The organism is Sphaerisporangium siamense (assembly GCF_014205275.1).
GTDB lineage: Bacteria > Actinomycetota > Actinomycetes > Streptosporangiales > Streptosporangiaceae > Sphaerisporangium > Sphaerisporangium siamense.
Genome location: NZ_JACHND010000001.1, coordinates 3,832,255 through 3,848,723, shown reverse-complemented (window position 1 = coordinate 3,848,723; position 16,469 = coordinate 3,832,255). Strand labels below are relative to the sequence as shown.

Sequence of the window (16,469 nt, the reverse complement as noted above, 5' to 3'; positions counted from 1 at the left end):
CGGAGTTCGGCGTCAATTTTCTGAAAGGTTGCGGCGGCAACGGTCGCGACGACGCCGTCTGTGCGACCCTGCTGAACGTGCTTCCTCCCGAGTGGGCGTCGCCAGTGGCCTGGGTCATCAGCATCGCACTCATCGTCGTCGTCGCCCTGATCATCCGAGCGCTCCTCAACCGGCTGATCGACCGGGTGATCCGGCGGGCCGCCGACGGCGTCATGCCCGAGCGCCTACGGTTCCGGGGGGCCACCCCCATGGACGGGGCCGCCGCCGTGCTCACCGAGCGGCGCCGCCAGCGGGCCGAGACGCTCGGGTCCGTCCTCAGCAGCCTGGTCACGGCCATCGTCTTCGGCACCGCCGGCCTGATGGTCCTCGGGCGCTTCGGGCTGGACCTGGCCCCCATCCTGACCAGCGTCGGCATCCTCGGCATCGCGGTCGGGTTCGGCGCACAGGAACTCGTCAAGGACTTCATCGCGGGCATGTTCATGCTCGTGGAGGACCAGTACGGCGTCGGCGACCTGATCGACACCGGGGTGGCCGCCGGCACCGTCGAGGCCGTCACGCTGCGGATCACCCGCCTGCGGGACGTCGACGGCCGGGTCTGGTACGTGCGCAACGGCACGATCAACCGGGTCGGCAACGAGTCGCAGGGCTGGTCGCGGGCACTCGTGGACGTGCCCGTGGCCTACGAGTCGGACGTCACCGCCGTCCGCGAGATCCTCAAGAAGATCGCCGCGGACATCTGGGAGGACCCGGAGTTCCGCGACATCGCGCTGGTCGAGGAGCCCCAGGTGTACGGGCTGGAGCAGATCTCCGCCGCGGCGGTGATCTTCCGGATCACCGTGAAGACCGTGCCCGCCCACCAGGCCGAGGCGGCCAGGGAGCTTCGCGTGCGGGTCAAGGCCGCGCTCGACCACGCCGGGATTCCCCTCGCCAGTGTCTGAGTAGGCTTGTGAGCGTGTCCGCTACTTCTCCGGAATCCATCTCGTTCTACGACGCCGTGGGCGGCTCGGAGGCGTTCGAGCGCCTGGTGCGCCGCTTCTACGAGGGCGTCGCGGAAGATCCCCTGCTGCGCCCGCTGTACCCCGAGGAGGATCTCACCGGCGCCGAGGAGCGCCTGCGCCTGTTCCTGATCCAGTACTGGGGTGGTCCCAGCACGTACGGCGAGCGCCGCGGCCACCCCCGGTTGCGCATGCGGCACGTGCCGTTCGTGATCGGCCCCGCCGAGCGGGACGCCTGGCTTCGGCACATGCGGGACGCCGTCGACTCGCTGGAACTCCCCGAGGAGCTCTCGGCCAAGCTCTGGCACTACCTCGAGTACGCCGCGCAGAGCCTCGTCAACAACCCCTGATCCCCGGCTTCGGGGCGCGCCCGGCATGTGCCCGGGAACGCGATGGCGGGCCCGGTCTCGGACCGGGCCCGCCATCGTGGTTCGTGTCAGTCGCGGGTGAGCTTGCGGTAGGTCACGCGGTGGGGGCGCGCCGCCTCAAGGCCCAGCCGTTCGATCTTGTTCTTCTCGTAGTCGGCGTAGTTGCCCTCGAACCAGAACCAGTTCGAGTCGCCCTCCCAGGCCAGGATGTGGGTCGCGATGCGGTCCAGGAACCAGCGGTCGTGGGAGGTGATCACCGCACAGCCCGGGAACTCCAGCAGGGCGTTCTCCAGGCTGGACAGGGTCTCGGTGTCGAGGTCGTTGGTGGGCTCGTCCAGCAGCAGGACGTTGCCGCCCTGCTTGAGGGTGAGCGCCAGGTTCAGGCGGTTGCGCTCGCCGCCGGACAGGATGCCCGCCGGCTTCTGCTGGTCGGGGCCCTTGAAGCCGAACGCCGCGATGTACGCCCGCGAGGGCATCTCGACGTGGCCGACCTTGATGTGGTCCAGCTCGTCGGAGACGACCTGCCAGACGTTCTTGTCCGGGGCGATGTTGCTGCGCCCCTGGTCCACATAGGAGATCTTGACGGTCTCGCCGATCGTGATCTCACCCGAGTCCGGGGTCTCGGCGTCCATGATCATGCGGAAGAGCGTGGTCTTGCCGACGCCGTTCGGGCCGATGATGCCGACGATGCCGTTGCGGGGCAGGTCGAAGCTCAGCCCCTCCATGAGGACGCGGTCGCCGAAGCCCTTGGTGACTCCGTTCGCCCGGATCACCGTGGTGCCGAGGCGCGGGCCCGGCGGGATCTGGATCTCTTCGAAGTCGAGCTTGCGGTACTTGTCGGCCTCGGCCGCCATCTCTTCGTAGCGCTGCAGGCGGGCCCGGCTCTTGGTCTGGCGGGCCCGCGCGTTGGAGCGCACCCACTCGAGCTCGTCCTGCAGGCGCTTCCTGCGCTTGACGTCCTTCTGCCCCTCGACCTTCAGGCGGGCCGTCTTCTGCTCCAGGTAGGTGGAGTAGTTGCCCTCGTAGGGGAAGCAGCGGCCGCGGTCGAGCTCAAGGATCCACGTCGCGACGTTGTCGAGGAAGTAACGGTCGTGGGTGACGGCCAGGACGGTGCCCGGATACTTCTCCAGGTGCTGCTCCAGCCACTGGACGCTCTCGGCGTCGAGGTGGTTGGTGGGCTCGTCCAGCAGCAGCAGGTCGGGCTGCTCCAGCAGCAGCTTGCACAGCGCGACCCGGCGGCGCTCACCACCCGACAGCTTGGTGACGTCGGCGTCCGGCGGGGGGCAGCGCAGGGCGTCCATGGCCTGTTCGAGCTGGCTGTCGACGTCCCAGGCGTTGCGGTGGTCGAGGGCCTCCTGCAGCCTGCCCATCTCGTCGAGGAGCTCGTCGCTGTAGTCGGTCGCCATGAGCTCGGCGATCTCTTCGAAGCGCGCCCGCATGGCGAGCACGTCGGCGAGACCTTCCTGGACGTTGCCGAGGACGTCCTTGGACTCGTTGAGCGGGGGCTCCTGCTGAAGCAGGCCAACCGTGAAGCCGGGCATCAGCCGGGCGTCGCCGTTGGACGGCTGCTCCAGACCGGCCATCATCTTCAGAAGCGTGGACTTACCAGTACCGTTGGGGCCCAGTACACCAATCTTGGCTCCGGGCAGGAAATGCAGCGTGACGTCGTCAAGGACAACCTTGTCGCCGTGCGCCTTGCGCACGCGCTGCATCGTGTAGATGTACTCGGGCATGCTCCTAAGACTAGGGGATTCCGCCATCGGAGTTGTCCGCCCGCGCACGGGGCGGAGGGACGGGCGCGACCGGCAGGCAGATGCGATCGCGGCCCAGCTCTTTGGCCCGGTAGAGGGCGAGATCGGCGGCGGCGAGAAGCTCGATCAGATCGTCGCCATGGACGCTCATGATGGCCACCCCGGCGGACACCGTGACCGTGATCATCGCGTCATCGACGGGGATGGCCATTCTGCCGACGCGGGAGCGCAGGCGCTCGGCCACCCGGCGGGCCTCGCCGATGTCCGCCCGGGGAAGAAGGATCACGAACTCTTCGCCGCCGAACCTGCCCACGACGTCGTAGTCGCGCAGCTGGCTGCGCAGGGCCGTGGCCACGCCGGCGAGCACCTGGTCGCCGACCAGGTGGCCGAAGGTGTCGTTCACCCGCTTGAAATGGTCGATGTCGACGATGAGCAGGGCCAGCGTCTCGCCGGTGCGGCGGGCGCGGACGATCTCGGTGTCGGCCTCGCGCTGCCAGGCCGTGGCGTTGAGCAGGCCGGTCTTGGCGTCGGTGCGGGCGGCGGCCTTGAGCTGGGCGTGCAGCAGGCTGCGTTGCAGGAGCACGACCGGCGGGAGCGTCAGCAGCAGGAGCAGGGGGCTGACCCCGCAGGCGATGGCGACCAGGACGCCGAGGCAGAGCTCGACGACGTCGAGCAGGACGCGCTCACGGTCCCACAGGACGTCGCGCCAGCGGATGTCGCGGTCGGAGATGTGCAGCGCGGCGGCGATCAAGGCCGTGTTGAGCACCGTGAAGATCACGGCGCAGGCCACGGCCAGCACGATCGGGCCGCCCGAGCGCAGCGCGGGCCCGGCGGGATCGCGCACGAAGGCGTGGAAGACCATCGACGCGACGCCCGCGGCGAGGCCGATGGCGGCGGCGCTGAACACGCGGCGGTACAGGACCGTGGCCCGCACGCGGATCTGCAGCAGGAACTGCAGCGGCAGCGGGGCCAGCAGGGCGTACACCGGAGGCAGCAGCAGGGCCACCGGCAGCCACCACGCCGACAACAGGTCACGCGAGACGCCGGCCGGCATGCCGAGCCTGCGGGTGGCCTCGATGCAGACGGCGCCGCACGCCACCAGGGCCAGGAAGGTCAGGAACTCGGCCCAGCGGAACGGGGTGGCCGTGGCAAGATAGCCCGCGGCGCCCGCGGCGAGGCCCACGGTGGCGCAAAGATAGAGGACCAGCATGGTGGGCTGAGCCAGCAGCGGCCAGCGGTCGGCTAGCGATAGCACGCCGCCGCGTGGCTCGACCGAGGAATGACCGGGCGCCGTCATCACTTCCCCCACGCTCACATCGGCCAGGACCGGGTGGATGTCTCGACTGTACGTCTCACGATGTGTAACACAATAGTCGCAGAGTGTGCGGGCCGCGAAGAGAACCGCTACGTTGGAGCACTGCGGCCACGCCTCGGGGGTTCAGAGGCGCCGGCCTCGATCCGACCGCTCCACGACGAGCGGCTCCCCTGCGGGAAAGGAGCAGCCATGGTGCGAGGCATCATCTGGACCTGATCAGATGCACCCACACATCACCCACGGCGGCCCCTCGACCGGCGCGCGAGCCGACCTCCACCGACATCGGCCGCGCCGCCGGCCCCCTACCAACGACACCCGCATCACGACAACCACGCACCGCATCCCCACCAAGCCCCTGTCTCCGCAGGTCAGGCGGCCAGGATTCCGGCCGGCTCAGCGGACGTCTCCGGTTCCGCCGGGCGCGTGAGAGCGACGGGCTCCGGCGCGGGGAGCGGCTCGGGCCAGGCGGGCAGCGGCTCCGATCGGGCCGGTGCGAGCGGCCCGACGGCCTCGGCGGCCCCAGTGCCCGGACCGACACCACTGGATCCGACACCACTGGATCCGATATCGCCGGATGCGCCGTCGATGGATTCGGCAAACGGTAGTTCGATGGACAACGGGCGAGAGCTCGCCTGGCCGGGGTGTTCGCCCGTGCCCTTGCCGCCACTGCTGAGGGCGGGTGCCGGGGTGAGGGAAGTTCGCTGGGGTCTGTCGAAGACGCTGACGCCGCGTCGCAGGTCGTGGCCGACGGAGACGGCCTCGACCTCGGCGACCGAGCGTCTCTGGCCGTCGCGATCCAGGGAGCGGATGCGCAGCTTGCCGTGGACCACGACCGGCTGGCCCGCCTTGACGGACCTGGCGACGTTCTCGGCGAGGACCCGGTAGCAGCGGACGACGTAGTAGCTGGTCTCACCGTCGTACCAGGACTGGGTGGGCTTGTCGTAGAGGCGTGGCGTCGAGGCGACGCGCAGGGACGTGACGCGGGGGCCGGCCTCGGCGGCGAACTGCCGGGGCTCGGCGATGACGTTGCCGCTCAGCGTGATGTAGATGTCGTTCATCGTGGTGCCTCCCGTGGTGGGCCGGCGCGCGCTGTGCCACCGGCATGGAGGCCAGCCTGCCCGGACCCGTCACCCTCCACGGTCGCCGAACCAGGTTCTGTGGACGGCTCGCCACGCCCCGCCGTCTCCTGTGGAAAACCCGCGGAGGACGGGAGGGTCAGCGGCGGACGGAGAAGAGCGCGGCGAAGAACTCGTTGTACCGCGCGAGCTCCTGCTCCACCGGCTTGACCACCATCTCCTTGGCGACGACCGAGATGCGCCGGCGCATCTCGCGTTCGAGCCGCTCGCGCTCGTTGGCCGCGCCCAGCACCACGAAGTTCCGCCCGGCGATGGCCGAGAGCAGGCCGAGCCCGAGCACGCTGACCAGCATCACGCCGATCCACGGCAGCAGCGCGACGTCCCCGAGCGTCTCCGACGGCGCCCGCCCCAGCTTGAACACGCCGTAGATCAGGATCGCCGCGGCCCACGCCAGCCCGGCCGCGAACAGCGCCACCAGCAGGTACTGCCAGACCCTCATCAGCCGCCACCACCCCGGCACGCGGTCGAGACGCGGCGCGGCCTCCGCCAGTTCCTCGGAGAGGACCTTCGGCAGCCTGCCGAGCTGGGACCGCGCGGCGTCGCGCACCCCGTTGCGCCACGCCTCCGGCATGCCCGAGGTGAGACCGTCGGCGAGCGCCTGCACGGCATTCTCGACCTCGGCCGGCTGGGCGCTCACCGAGGCCGCGGTCACGGCCTTGATCTCGTCCTTGAGGTTGCCGAGGCGCAGGCTGTTGAGCGGGTCGGGGCGGAGCCGCGCCGCCCAGCGGGCGAAGGGCCAGCCGATCCAGTCCAGGGAGCGCACGCCGTAGACGTTCTCCATGGCCTCTCCGACGGCGGGGACGCCGACCGCGTCGCTGAGCGCGTCGGTCAGCCCTTCCTGCCTGGCCAGGTCCACGGTGGGCTGCACGGCCATGGCCTCCGGCCCCGGCATCACCTTGCCCAGCCGGGCCATGACGCGGTCGAGGTCGGCCTCCAGACGCTGGACGGCGGCCCGGCGCCCGGCGACGGACTCGGCGAGCACGCTCTTGAGGCTGTTCACTCCCCTGCCGGTGACCGCCGAGGTGGGGACGATGCGCGGGTGCTGCACCCCCTCGCGCTTGAGCAGGTCGGACAGGTCGACGACGCACTCGGCCAGTTCCTCGGGCGCCAGACGGTCGGCCTGGTTGAGCGCGAACACGGTCACCGCCTCGTGCCCGGCCAGCTCGGCGACGTACTTGCCGTGCGTGGCGGCGTCGGCGTACTTCTGCGGGTCGAGCACCCAGACGATGACGTCCGCGACCTGGATCAGCCGGTCGGCCTCGTGATCGGTGATGGCGCGGATCGAGTCGTGGTCGGGCAGGTCGAGCAGGATCAGCCCGTGGAGCTGGCTCTCCCCCTTGTCCAGGGCGCTGGCGCGGGCGAAGCGGTGCCGCCACTGGATCTGCAGCCAGTCCAGCAGCGGCCCGGCGCCGTCGATGCCCCAGACGCAGGCGTGCGGCCGCGCGGTGGTGGGACGGCGGACGCCCGTCGGGGAGAGCTCCAGCCCGGAGACGCGGTTGAACAGCGAGGACTTGCCGCTGCCCGTGCCGCCCGCGAGCGCCACCACCGTGTGCTCGCCGGACAGCTTGAGACGGTCGCCGGCGCGCAGCAGCAGCCGGCCGCTCTCGGCGAGCAGCTCGGGGTCGATCCGGCCGGGGCCGAGCTCGACGACCTTCGCCAGGGCCGCCAGCCGATGGCCCAGGTCGCTCCGCTCCATCGTCCCGGCACGTCCGGCGGTGACACTCATCGGGCGACCTCGAGGTTGTACGTTGCCTGGTAGAGCCGCTTGGCCGCGGCCTCGTCGGGGATTCCCGCCTCGTCGAGAACCTGCACGTATCGCAATGTCTCCTCGTCGAAGAGCACGCTGACACGGGCGCGAAGATCGCTGCGCGCCTTGGTCCCGACGGTGCGCAGCGTCTCGGCGCCGAGCACGCCGCGCAGCAGCCGCTCGGGGAGGGTGCCGGTGCCCGAGGCCGCCGCGACCTCCGAGCCGCCGTAGCCCAGCAGCCCGATCATGAACACCAGCGCCAGCGACTCCTCGTCGAAGGCGACCAGCTTGGCGACCGAGCGCTTGGCCACGCCGACCGAGCGGACCAGGCCCACCACGTGCTCCTGCCAGGCGCCGACCATGCGGCCGACCCGGCGGACGAACTCCTCGGACGGGCCGTCGAGCCCGGGCGTGTCGGCCAGACGGTCGCCGACCCCGTCGTGCCGCCGCCAGCGGGAGACGACCTCCTCGGCCGCGCGCTGGCCCGCCGAGACGATGACGGATTCGAGCGCCGCGCGCAGGGCCGTCTTGAAGGCGCGCGAGCGCGCCGGGCCCTGCTGGGACGTCTTGGACGCCAGGCGTCCGGGACGGCGAAGGTGCAGCGTGCGCATCAGGTCGCCGGAGCCCGCGAAGTCCTGCCAGCGGGCGAGCACCTCGCCGCGCATCAGCGACCCGTTGGTCGTGGCCTCGTCGATCTCGGCGAGCGCGGCCATGTAGGCGGCGTCAACGTCGGTGCGCAGCTCGGAGCGGAACGCGACCTGGGCCTCCAGGTGGCGGGCCAGGGCGGGGACCCGCGCGCGGAAGCTGTTCATCACGCCGTCGAGGGTGGCCTGGACGGCCTGCTCGCGCCGCTGCTCGTCCACCGACAGCTCGGTGAGCCACATGCGCAGCTCGGCCACGTCGTCCTCCGGCAGGCGGCCGCCGGTCACCGCGGACTCGTTGACCACGAACCGCTCGACGTCGCCGAGGCCGTACTCGTGCAGCATGCGGGCGAAGTGCTTGTCGATCACCTCGCGGGACTTCGGCGGCACGCGGGACAGCACGATGGCGAGGCGCGCGCCCCGTTCCTTGGCGCGGCGCAGCACGTTCCACGAGGGGGCGTCGGCGTAGCGGGCGGCGGTCGTGACGAAGACCCACAGGTCTGCCGCGTCGAGCATGCGGTGGGCGATGTCGTGGTGCGTCTCGACCACCGAGTCGATGTCGGGCGTGTCCAGCAGCGCCACCCCCTGGGGCAGCCTCTCGGTGGTGGCGAGGACCAGGGTGTCGAGGGAGCTGTCCGTGCCGGGCCGGTCCACGCGGATCATGCCGCCGAGGACGTCGCCCTTGGCGAACCAGTCGCGGTCGTCGGGGTGGCAGGCCAGCACGGGCGTTCCGGTGGTGGGACGGCGCACGCCCGTGGCGCTCACCTTGGCGGCGGCGAGGGTGTTGACCAGCGTGGACTTGCCCGCGCCCGTCGAGCCCACGACGACGATCAGGGCGGGCGCGGTGCTCATGTGCACGCGCGGGATCACGTAGTTGCCGAGCTGGGCGAGCAGCTCGCCCTGGGCCTTGCGCGCCTCCTCGACCCCGGGGACGTCCAGGCCGAGGCGCAGGCCGGTGACGCTGTCGCGCAGGGTGGACAGCGCGACGGTGAGGGCACGCGAGACGGGCTTGGGCAGCGGCACCTCACGCACGTGCCCGGCCGTCTCGGGCGACTCCCCCGCGGTCTCGCTCTCCTCCGGCGCGTGAGGTCCGTTCTCGTCCGAGCCCGGCGCGTCCGCGTCCACCACATCGGCGTCCGCCGCATCCGTGTCCGCATCCACCGCGTCCACGTCCACCGCGTCCACGTCCGGCGCATCTCCGCCCGACGCTTCCACATCCGACGCTTCCACCCCGTCCACGTCCACGTCGGGCGCGTCCAGGTCCTTCGCGTCCGTGTCGGCCGGCACCGTGTCGGGCGCGTCCGCGTCGGCACGCTCGGCCGCGTCGGACTCGTCCGTACGGTCGCCGGGATCCGCCGCGTCCGGGTGATCGGCGGGGTCGGCCGCATCCGTCGGCTCGTCGTCCGCGAGCTCGTCCGGGTCGGCCGCGTCCGCCTGGTGGGCCGGATCCACCGCGTCTGCGGCGTCGGCCGTCTCGGCGTCTTGAGGTCCCTCTTCGTCCTCGGGACGGTCGGCGTCCTCAGGGCTCCGGGGGTCCGCGGTGTCCTCGGCGTCTTCGGCCTTCTCGGCGTCCACGGGCCCGGCCGCTTCGCGGGCGTCCTCTCGATCTTCCTCGACCCTGATGGCCTGGAAGGTAATGGTCTGTTCCTCCGGGACCTCGGGGGCGTCCTTCCCCCCGGTCACCATGTCCCCCGACCGCTCGGTGTGCTCATCGGCGCACTCCGTCTTCCTCGCAGCCGATTTCACGGAACCCGCTCCGCTCGCACCATCTTGATCTCCTGGCCGACCCTGACGACGTCACCGACGACCACGATCGCCGGAGGCCGCGTCCCAGCGGCGATCACGCGCTCCGCCACCGTGGAAAGATCGGCATAAAGAGCTCGCTGGGTCGGAAGAGTACCGTCCTGTACCACCATCACGGGTGTTTCCGGCGAACGTCCTTCTCGTATGAGTGTGTGAGCGATCGCGGCGATTCGCTCGACAGCCATCAGGAGTACCAGGGTTCCTGGTGATCTCGCCAGTCCTGGCCAGTCAACAGTTGATCTCGGATCCTCGGGCGCCACGTGAACCGAGATCACGTGGAACTCCTGGCTCACGCCGCGGTGGGTGACGGGCACGCCCTCGGCGGCGGGCACCGCGACCGCGCTCGTCACGCCGGGGACCACCAGGACGGGGATCCCGGCCCGCGCGCAGGCCAGCATCTCTTCGCCGCCGCGGCCGAACACGAACGGGTCGCCGCCCTTGAGCCGGACGACGAACCTGCCGCGCCGCGCGTGCTCGACCAGCAGCTCGTTGATCTTCTCCTGGGCGAGGTAGCGGCCGTACGGGATCTTGGCGGCGTCGATGAGCTCGACGTCGGGGGCCAGCTCGTCCAGCAGGGCCCGGGGCGCCAGCCGGTCGGCGACGACGACGTCGGCCTGCGCGAGAAGCTGTCGCCCGCGCACGGTGATCAGGCCGGGGTCGCCGGGGCCGCCGCCCACCAGCGCGACTCCGACGGGCTTGGTGCGGTTGCGCCGGGCGTCGACGGTGCCGTCGCGCAGCGCTCCGACCACGGCGTCCCGGATGCCGGCCGCGCGGCGGGGGTCGCCTCCGGCCGTGACGGCGACGCTGATCTCGTCGACCCTGCCGCTCGCGGGAGTCCAGGCGGCGGAGGCGTCGCGGTCGTCGGCGCGCACGCACCAGATGCGCTTGGCCTCGGCCTCGGCGGCGATGGCGGCGTTCGCGGCCCGGTCGGAGGTGCAGGCATGGACGAGCCAGGCGCCGTCACAGTCGCCGACCTGGTAGGCCCGGCGCTCCCAAGTGATGGCGCCGTCGGCGATGAGGTCGTCGAGGGCGGGGGTCACGCTCGGGGAGACCAGGACGACCGACGCGCCCGCGTCCAGGAGGGTGGGAACCCTGCGCTGGGCCACGCGCCCGCCGCCGACGACGAGCACGCGCCTGCCGTCGAGACGGAGACCGAGCAGGTAGGGCGACGACATGGGGACGGTGTTCCCTTTCCCGGGACGTGGCGGAACCGTTGTGCGTGGAGTAAACCTACAGGCCCGGCGCGGCCGGGGACACGGCTCGCCCCGGGGGGCGGTCTCCGTCCCCGGCGGGCTCGGGGGTGCCGGTGCAGGGCATCAAGGTCCAATCACGCTCTTCAACAGAATGTCACCATTTAACCCCATTACCGGTACGAAGCCACTGAAAGGTGGCGAAGGCCCCGATCGGGGTCAGACGCGCCCGTCCGCCAGTGCCGCCGTCCCCCGGGGCGTCAGCCGCCGCGGCCGGGGCGCCTCCGGCCCGGCGGCGGCCCCACCTACGGGCTCGACCACAGGCTCGGCGACGGGCTCGATGACGGGGTCGGCGACGAACCCGGTGATGGACTCGATGGCGGGTTCGGCAACCGGCTCGACGGCGGGCTCGGCGGACTCGACCTCGGTCAGGGCCTCCATGAGGGGCTCGACCTCCTGCAGCGAGACCTCCAGCGCCTCGTCGGTCAGGACGTGGACGGGCTCGACGGCGCTCAGCGCGGACTCGTACCTCTCGATGATCAGGTCGGCGAGCCCCTCGCAGTCGCCGATCACCTCGGCGCAGCGCACGTCCAGGTCGACGTGCCCGGCGGCGTACGCCAGCGCCTCGGCCCAGATGCGTTCGAGCACGGCCCCGGCGAACAGCAGGTACGGCAGCACGACGACGCGCTTGGCGCCGAGGCGGCGGCAGCGCTCGATGCCCTGGGCGACGCTGGGCGGGGCGTCGGAGACGTACGCGGTCTCGACGGTGAGCAGGCCGGGCGCGTGGGTCTCCCAGAACAGCCGCGACACCCGGTGGACCTCGGCGTTGGCGGCGGTGTCGTGGGAGCCGTGCCCGACCAGCACCACGGCGGTCTCGGCCGGGGACACCGGCTCGCGGACCGCGTCGTGGTCGTCGGAGCACCCGGCGGGCACGGCGGCCAGGCGCGGCATCTCGGCGAGCGCGTCGGCGAGCCGCTCGGCCATCAGCGCCAGCACCCGGGGGGACGCGGCGAGCGAGCGGCCGTAGTCGTAGGTGAGGGTGGGGTGGGCGACCCGGGCCCGGGCGAGGGCGGCGGGGATGTCGTCGCTGTGGCCGAGGGTGAGGGGGATGGCCACCATGCGGTGGTGGCCGCGGGCGACGAGCGAGGCGATCGAGTCGCCGAGCGCGGGGCGTCCCCGCGCGGCGAACCCGCCGGACACCTCGGCGGCGACCCCGTCGAGCCGGCACCGCAGGCGGTGGACGAAACGGCCGAACTCTGCCGCGCCCGTGTCGTCGTGGGCGCCGTGCCCGATCAGCAAGAGCGACGGCTTCATGTGGATCTCCGATACGTTGACCTGCGGTTATGATGGCCGGGTCGCGAGAATATCCGAATCTGCCAATCTATGGACATGACTTTGCGCCGTATTTGGCCAAGTCAAGACCGAGGGTTCATCGCGATCTTGCGGAAGGCGGCGCGGACACGGCCACGCGCCCCCCGGTGTCACCTCAGGCGGTCTCGCCTTTGAGCAAGCTGAACAGGAGGGCGTCGGAGAGGCCGCCGGACACGTGCAGCGCCCGGCGCAGCACGCCCTCCTGGATGAAGCCGGCCTTCCTCGCCACCGCCTGGCTGGCGTGGTTGCCGACCGCGATGAGCAGGGTCACCCGATGGAAGCCGCGCATCATCAGGAAGGTGGCGACCGCGCGGGTGGCCTCCAGCGCCACGCCCTGGCGGCGGGCCCATGGCGAGATCCAGTAGCCGATCTCCACGTCGCCGCGCTCCCAGTCCGCCCGCTGCACCCCCGCGGACCCGGCGAACCTGCCCCCGTCCTTGGGCTCGATGGCGAAGTGGACACCGCTCACCGAGTCGGCGTGGGCGTACCTGGTGCACCAGTCGTAGGCGCGCTGCAGGTCGTAGCCTTCGGCCCAGGGCATCCAGTGGTTGATCTCCGGGTCGCCGTCGACGGCGGCGAAGACGTCCCGGGCGTCGGAGCCGGTGAACGGGCGCAGGATCAGCCGTTCGCTCTCCAGGCGCACCCCGGTGCCGAAGCCGCGCCCGCTGATCGTGGGAGGGCCGATGGCGAGGTCGCGGGCCAGCATGCCGAACACGACCAGGTCGTGCGGGCCGTCGTCCTCGAACCCGCCGCCGCGCAGCAGGCCCTCGCGGGTGTACCCGGCCTTCTCCGCGACGCGCAGCGAGGAGGCGTTGTCGAGGTTGGCGCGTAGTTCGACGCGCCGCAGGCCGCCCTTGGTGAGCATCCACTCGGTGAGGCCCATGAGGGCCTCGGTGGCGTGGCCGCGCCCGCGGTGGGCGGGGTGGACGCCGTAGCCGACCTCGGCGGTCCCGGCGTTCCACATGGTCTTGAAGAGGCTGATGGCGCCGACGATCACGCCTTCGCTGACCATGGCGAGGTGGATGCCCTGGCCGGACCGCCACAGGTCGTGGACGCCGTACGACAGCCACTGCGCGACGCCCGCGACGTGACCGGGGGCGCCGGGTGGGAGGAACCGCGCGCCGGACTCGATGATCCCCCGCACCCGGTCGGCGTCGTGCGGGCCGAACGGGCGTAGCACGAGCCGCTTGGTGACGATCGTCAAGTGCTGGTCGAAGCCGGTCAATGTGATCCCCCTTGTGCGGACATATCAGCTCACCGCACAAGGGGGGATGTGCGCAACTCAGGACGCGCGGGCCAGCGCCTCCCGCCACTTCACCCGGGCGCCCGTGCGCAGGACGGCCCGCTGGTAGACGAGCCCGCCGATCCGCAGCACGATGACCGCCGCGACGACCATGAGCACGGCCGCCAGCGCCAGCTCCCAGAGGGGCACGGGGACGACCGCGGACCGCACCGGCATGACCATGGCGGAGAAGGGCGGGACGATCGACAGCACGCGCGTCAGCGTGCTGTCCGGGCTCGTCACGGAGAGGAAGCTGATCAGGTAGCTCGCCATCAGCAGCATCGTCGCCGGGGTCAGCACGCCGCTGAGCTCCTCCTGCCGGGACACCAGCGAGGCGATGGCCGAGAACACCGCCGCGTAGAAGAGGTAGCCGAGCAGGAACCAGCCGATGGCGCTCGCCACGACGCCGTAGGTGCCGTCCGGCAGGTCGGGTACCGAGCCGGTGATCCGCGTCGCGGTGAGCCCGACCACGGCGATGACGATGATCTGCGCGAGCCCGAGCACGCCGAGGCCGATGACCTTGCCGGCCAGGAGCTGCCACGGGCGCACGGCGGTGAGGAGGATCTCGATGATCCTGCTCCCCTTCTCCTCGACCACGCCCATGGCGACCCAGGTGCAGACCTGGATCAGCAGCATGAACAGCAGCACGACGATGACGCTGGCGATGACGCGCCGGACCGTGGCGTCCTCGCCGGTGCCGTCGAGCGACACCGCCTTCAGCGGGGCGACCTGCTGGGCCTGGCCGACCTTGGCCGGGTCGATGCCCGCCGCCGTCAGGTTCCGCTCGGTGGCGGCGACGCGGTGCGCGGTGTCCAGCAGGACCGACAGGTCGTCGCCCACGACGGACTTGGCGATGACGGTGGCGTTGTCCACGATCGCGGCCTCGACATCCCCGGCGGCGACGGCCTTGCGCGCCGCGGCCTCGTCGGCGTACCGGACCACCTTGAGGGTGGTGTCGCTCGCCTGCGCCGCCTGGGCGCTCAGCGTGGCCTGCAGGCGGTCGGCCTGCGCGCCCGCCAGGCCCACGGCGTAGTCGGAGCCGCCGCCGATGAGCTTCGGCAGCGCGGCGAGCACGGCCACCAGGACGGCGGTGACGAGCAGGCCCCAGCGGTATCCTCGCGTGCGCCCCCGCACGTCGATCTCGCGCCGGGCGACCAGCAGCACGGGGTTCACGCGACCACCTCACGGAAGATCTCGGCCAGCGAGGGCTGCTGCCAGGCGAAGTGCTGGACACGGCCGGCCTGGACGGCGACGCGCAGGGCCTCCTGGTCGTCGGTGGGCATGAGGACCACCTCGTCGTAGCGGTCGTCCCCGTACGCGTCCGGCGCGCCGTGCCGCGGGCGGTCGGTCTTGCTGACGATCTCGCCGGGCAGCCGGTCGGTCCAGCCGGGGGCGGCGCCGGTGACGACGACGCGCAGGAGCTTGCGGGACTCCCGTGCCCGCAGTTCCGCGACCGTCCCTCCGGCGATCAGGCGGCCGGCCTTGATGATGCCGACCGAGTCGCACAGGCGCTCGACCAGGTCGAGCTGGTGGCTGGAGAACACGACCGGCACGCCGGCCGCCTTGCGCTCGGCGAGGACGCCCGCCAGCGCGTCGACGGCGATCGGGTCGAGGCCGGAGAACGGCTCGTCGAGGACGAGCAGCTCGGGGTCGTGGATGAGCGCCACGGCGAGCTGGACGCGCTGCTGGTTGCCCAGGGACAGGCTGTCGACGTCGTCGCCGCGCCGCTCGGTCAGGTTCAGCCGCTCGATGAGGTCGCCCGCCGACCGCCTGGCGGCCTCGGGGCTCATGCCGCCGAGCTTGCCGAAGTACTCGATCTGCTCGGCGACCCGCATCTTGGCGTACAGCCCGCGCTCCTCCGGCATGTAGCCGAACCGGCGGCGGGTGTCGTGGCCGACCTTGGCCCCCTTCCACCGGACCTCGCCGCCGTCGCTGCTCAGCACGCCCATCACGATGCGCATCGTGGTGGTCTTGCCCGCGCCGTTGGCGCCGACGAAGCCGAACATCTGGCCGGGGGTGACGGTCAGGCTGACGCCGTCGAGCGCGACGACGTCGCCGTACCGTTTTCTCAACCCGTCGATCTCAAGCATGAGGGGATCCCTTCATGATCCTTTCCAGCACCGTGACGTACTCCTGGAACGCGGCGCGTCCCGCCGGGGTGAGCGAGAGCCAGGTGCCGGGCTTCTTGCTGATGAAGGCCTTCTCGACCTTGACGTAGCCCGCCTCTTCGAGGACCAGCATGTGCTTGGACAGCAGGGAGTCGCTGACCTCGATGGTGTCGCGCAGGAAGCGGAACTCGACCTTCTCGGCGGTGGCCAGCGCCGCCATGACCGACAGGCGTACCGGGGTGTGGATGAGCTGGTCGAGGTCGTGCCGAGGGTGCGCTCCGCCTCCCGTCGTCACCGTTCGCCCTCCCAGGGGCGTAACCGCCAGCCGACGTAGCAGACGGGCGCCGCCGCCACGAGCGCGGCCGCGACCCCTCCCGGGATCCACCAGCCGGTGGGACCCTCGGGCATGACGTCGGCGTAGACGCCGGCGGCGAACATCGCGGCGAGCCAGGAGAAGGTCACCGCGAACTGCTCGCGGCAGGAGGAACCCTTGCCGTAGACGCCGCGCATGTACACGTAGACGACCGAGACGACGGTCATCACCATCCAGCCGACGCCGACGATCTCCCGGAGGAGCTCCGGGCCGAAGTACATCGCGTTCCAGAAGACGAACGCCGCGACCCCCCAGAAGATGAGCAGCCAGCCCAGCCAGGCCGCCGAGCGGCCGACCTTGCGGCGCACCTGGCCGATGGCCTCGAACGCCTCCCGCGCACTGAGGTCCCCGTCAGCGTCCATCCGCTCGCCCCCTCTTCAGGTGTTCAA

13 protein-coding genes and 1 pseudogene are annotated in these 16,469 nt (G+C 71.5%); 2 read left to right on the top strand and 12 right to left on the bottom strand.

The window, feature by feature from the left end; genetic code table 11:
- Positions 1-77 precede the first annotated feature (77 nt).
- Together BJ982_RS17590 and BJ982_RS17585 are read left to right on the top strand one after the other, a co-directional pair.
- Entirely contained in the window at positions 78-938 is an 861-nt protein-coding gene (locus tag BJ982_RS17590) for a mechanosensitive ion channel family protein (RefSeq protein WP_239122885.1), read from the top strand.
- Between the two features lie 38 nt (positions 939-976).
- Positions 977-1,342 (top strand): annotated as a pseudogene (locus tag BJ982_RS17585) (globin); the annotation flags it as partial.
- Between the two features lie 89 nt (positions 1,343-1,431).
- Here BJ982_RS17585 and ettA read toward each other — a convergent pair.
- The 12 genes from ettA to BJ982_RS17525 form a co-directional block, all read right to left on the bottom strand.
- Positions 1,432-3,096: an energy-dependent translational throttle protein EttA gene (gene ettA, locus BJ982_RS17580; RefSeq protein WP_184881417.1), complete on the bottom strand. Its 1,665-nt coding sequence runs from the start codon at positions 3,094-3,096 to the stop codon at positions 1,432-1,434.
- A 10-nt stretch (positions 3,097-3,106) separates the two neighbouring features.
- Entirely contained in the window at positions 3,107-4,369 is a 1,263-nt protein-coding gene (locus tag BJ982_RS17575) for a GGDEF domain-containing protein (protein WP_239122887.1), read from the bottom strand.
- Positions 4,370-4,797: 428 nt separating this feature from the next.
- Complete coding sequence (locus tag BJ982_RS17570) at positions 4,798-5,487, bottom strand: single-stranded DNA-binding protein (protein WP_184881413.1); 690 nt, start codon at positions 5,485-5,487, stop codon at positions 4,798-4,800.
- Between the two features lie 157 nt (positions 5,488-5,644).
- The gene (locus BJ982_RS17565; RefSeq protein ID WP_239122888.1) at positions 5,645-7,291 is read right to left on the bottom strand and encodes a GTPase; all 1,647 of its coding nucleotides are present in this window, start codon (positions 7,289-7,291) and stop codon (positions 5,645-5,647) included.
- Positions 7,288-9,699: a GTPase gene (locus tag BJ982_RS17560; RefSeq protein WP_239122889.1), complete on the bottom strand. Its 2,412-nt coding sequence runs from the start codon at positions 9,697-9,699 to the stop codon at positions 7,288-7,290. The genes BJ982_RS17565 and BJ982_RS17560 overlap by 4 nt, the downstream gene beginning before the upstream one ends.
- Positions 9,696-10,931: a uroporphyrinogen-III C-methyltransferase gene (gene cobA, locus BJ982_RS17555; protein WP_184881411.1), complete on the bottom strand. Its 1,236-nt coding sequence runs from the start codon at positions 10,929-10,931 to the stop codon at positions 9,696-9,698. Before cobA ends, BJ982_RS17560 begins: the two co-directional genes overlap by 4 nt.
- A gap of 234 nt (positions 10,932-11,165) precedes the next feature.
- Positions 11,166-12,260 carry a sirohydrochlorin chelatase gene (locus BJ982_RS17550; protein WP_184881409.1) on the bottom strand — a complete coding sequence of 365 codons (1,095 nt, stop codon included), beginning with the start codon at positions 12,258-12,260 and terminating at the stop codon, positions 11,166-11,168.
- 172 nt (positions 12,261-12,432) lie between these two features.
- Positions 12,433-13,542 carry a GNAT family N-acetyltransferase gene (locus BJ982_RS17545; protein WP_184881407.1) on the bottom strand — a complete coding sequence of 370 codons (1,110 nt, stop codon included), beginning with the start codon at positions 13,540-13,542 and terminating at the stop codon, positions 12,433-12,435.
- A gap of 57 nt (positions 13,543-13,599) precedes the next feature.
- Complete coding sequence (locus tag BJ982_RS17540; RefSeq protein WP_184881405.1) at positions 13,600-14,772, bottom strand: ABC transporter permease; 1,173 nt, start codon at positions 14,770-14,772, stop codon at positions 13,600-13,602.
- Positions 14,769-15,689 (bottom strand): ABC transporter ATP-binding protein, encoded by a 921-nt coding sequence (locus BJ982_RS17535; protein ID WP_184881403.1) that lies wholly within the window; start codon positions 15,687-15,689, stop codon positions 14,769-14,771. Before BJ982_RS17535 ends, BJ982_RS17540 begins: the two co-directional genes overlap by 4 nt.
- Positions 15,682-16,002: a winged helix-turn-helix domain-containing protein gene (locus tag BJ982_RS17530; RefSeq protein WP_184881401.1), complete on the bottom strand. Its 321-nt coding sequence runs from the start codon at positions 16,000-16,002 to the stop codon at positions 15,682-15,684. Before BJ982_RS17530 ends, BJ982_RS17535 begins: the two co-directional genes overlap by 8 nt.
- The gene (locus BJ982_RS17525; protein ID WP_184881399.1) at positions 15,999-16,442 is read right to left on the bottom strand and encodes a hypothetical protein; all 444 of its coding nucleotides are present in this window, start codon (positions 16,440-16,442) and stop codon (positions 15,999-16,001) included. The genes BJ982_RS17530 and BJ982_RS17525 overlap by 4 nt, the downstream gene beginning before the upstream one ends.
- Between the last annotated feature and the right edge of the window lie 27 nt (positions 16,443-16,469).

Excerpts from the sequence above, each read along its gene's own strand:
- BJ982_RS17550 (WP_184881409.1), bottom strand. The coding sequence starts at position 12,260 with ATGAAGCCGTCGCTCTTGCTGATCGGGCACGGCGCCCACGACGACACG.
- ettA (WP_184881417.1), bottom strand. The coding sequence starts at position 3,096 with ATGCCCGAGTACATCTACACGATGCAGCGCGTGCGCAAGGCGCACGGC.
- BJ982_RS17525 (WP_184881399.1), bottom strand. The coding sequence starts at position 16,442 with ATGGACGCTGACGGGGACCTCAGTGCGCGGGAGGCGTTCGAGGCCATC.
- BJ982_RS17565 (WP_239122888.1), bottom strand. The coding sequence starts at position 7,291 with ATGAGTGTCACCGCCGGACGTGCCGGGACGATGGAGCGGAGCGACCTG.
- BJ982_RS17570 (WP_184881413.1), bottom strand. The coding sequence starts at position 5,487 with ATGAACGACATCTACATCACGCTGAGCGGCAACGTCATCGCCGAGCCC.
- cobA (WP_184881411.1), bottom strand. The coding sequence starts at position 10,931 with ATGTCGTCGCCCTACCTGCTCGGTCTCCGTCTCGACGGCAGGCGCGTG.
- BJ982_RS17535 (WP_184881403.1), bottom strand. The coding sequence starts at position 15,689 with ATGCTTGAGATCGACGGGTTGAGAAAACGGTACGGCGACGTCGTCGCG.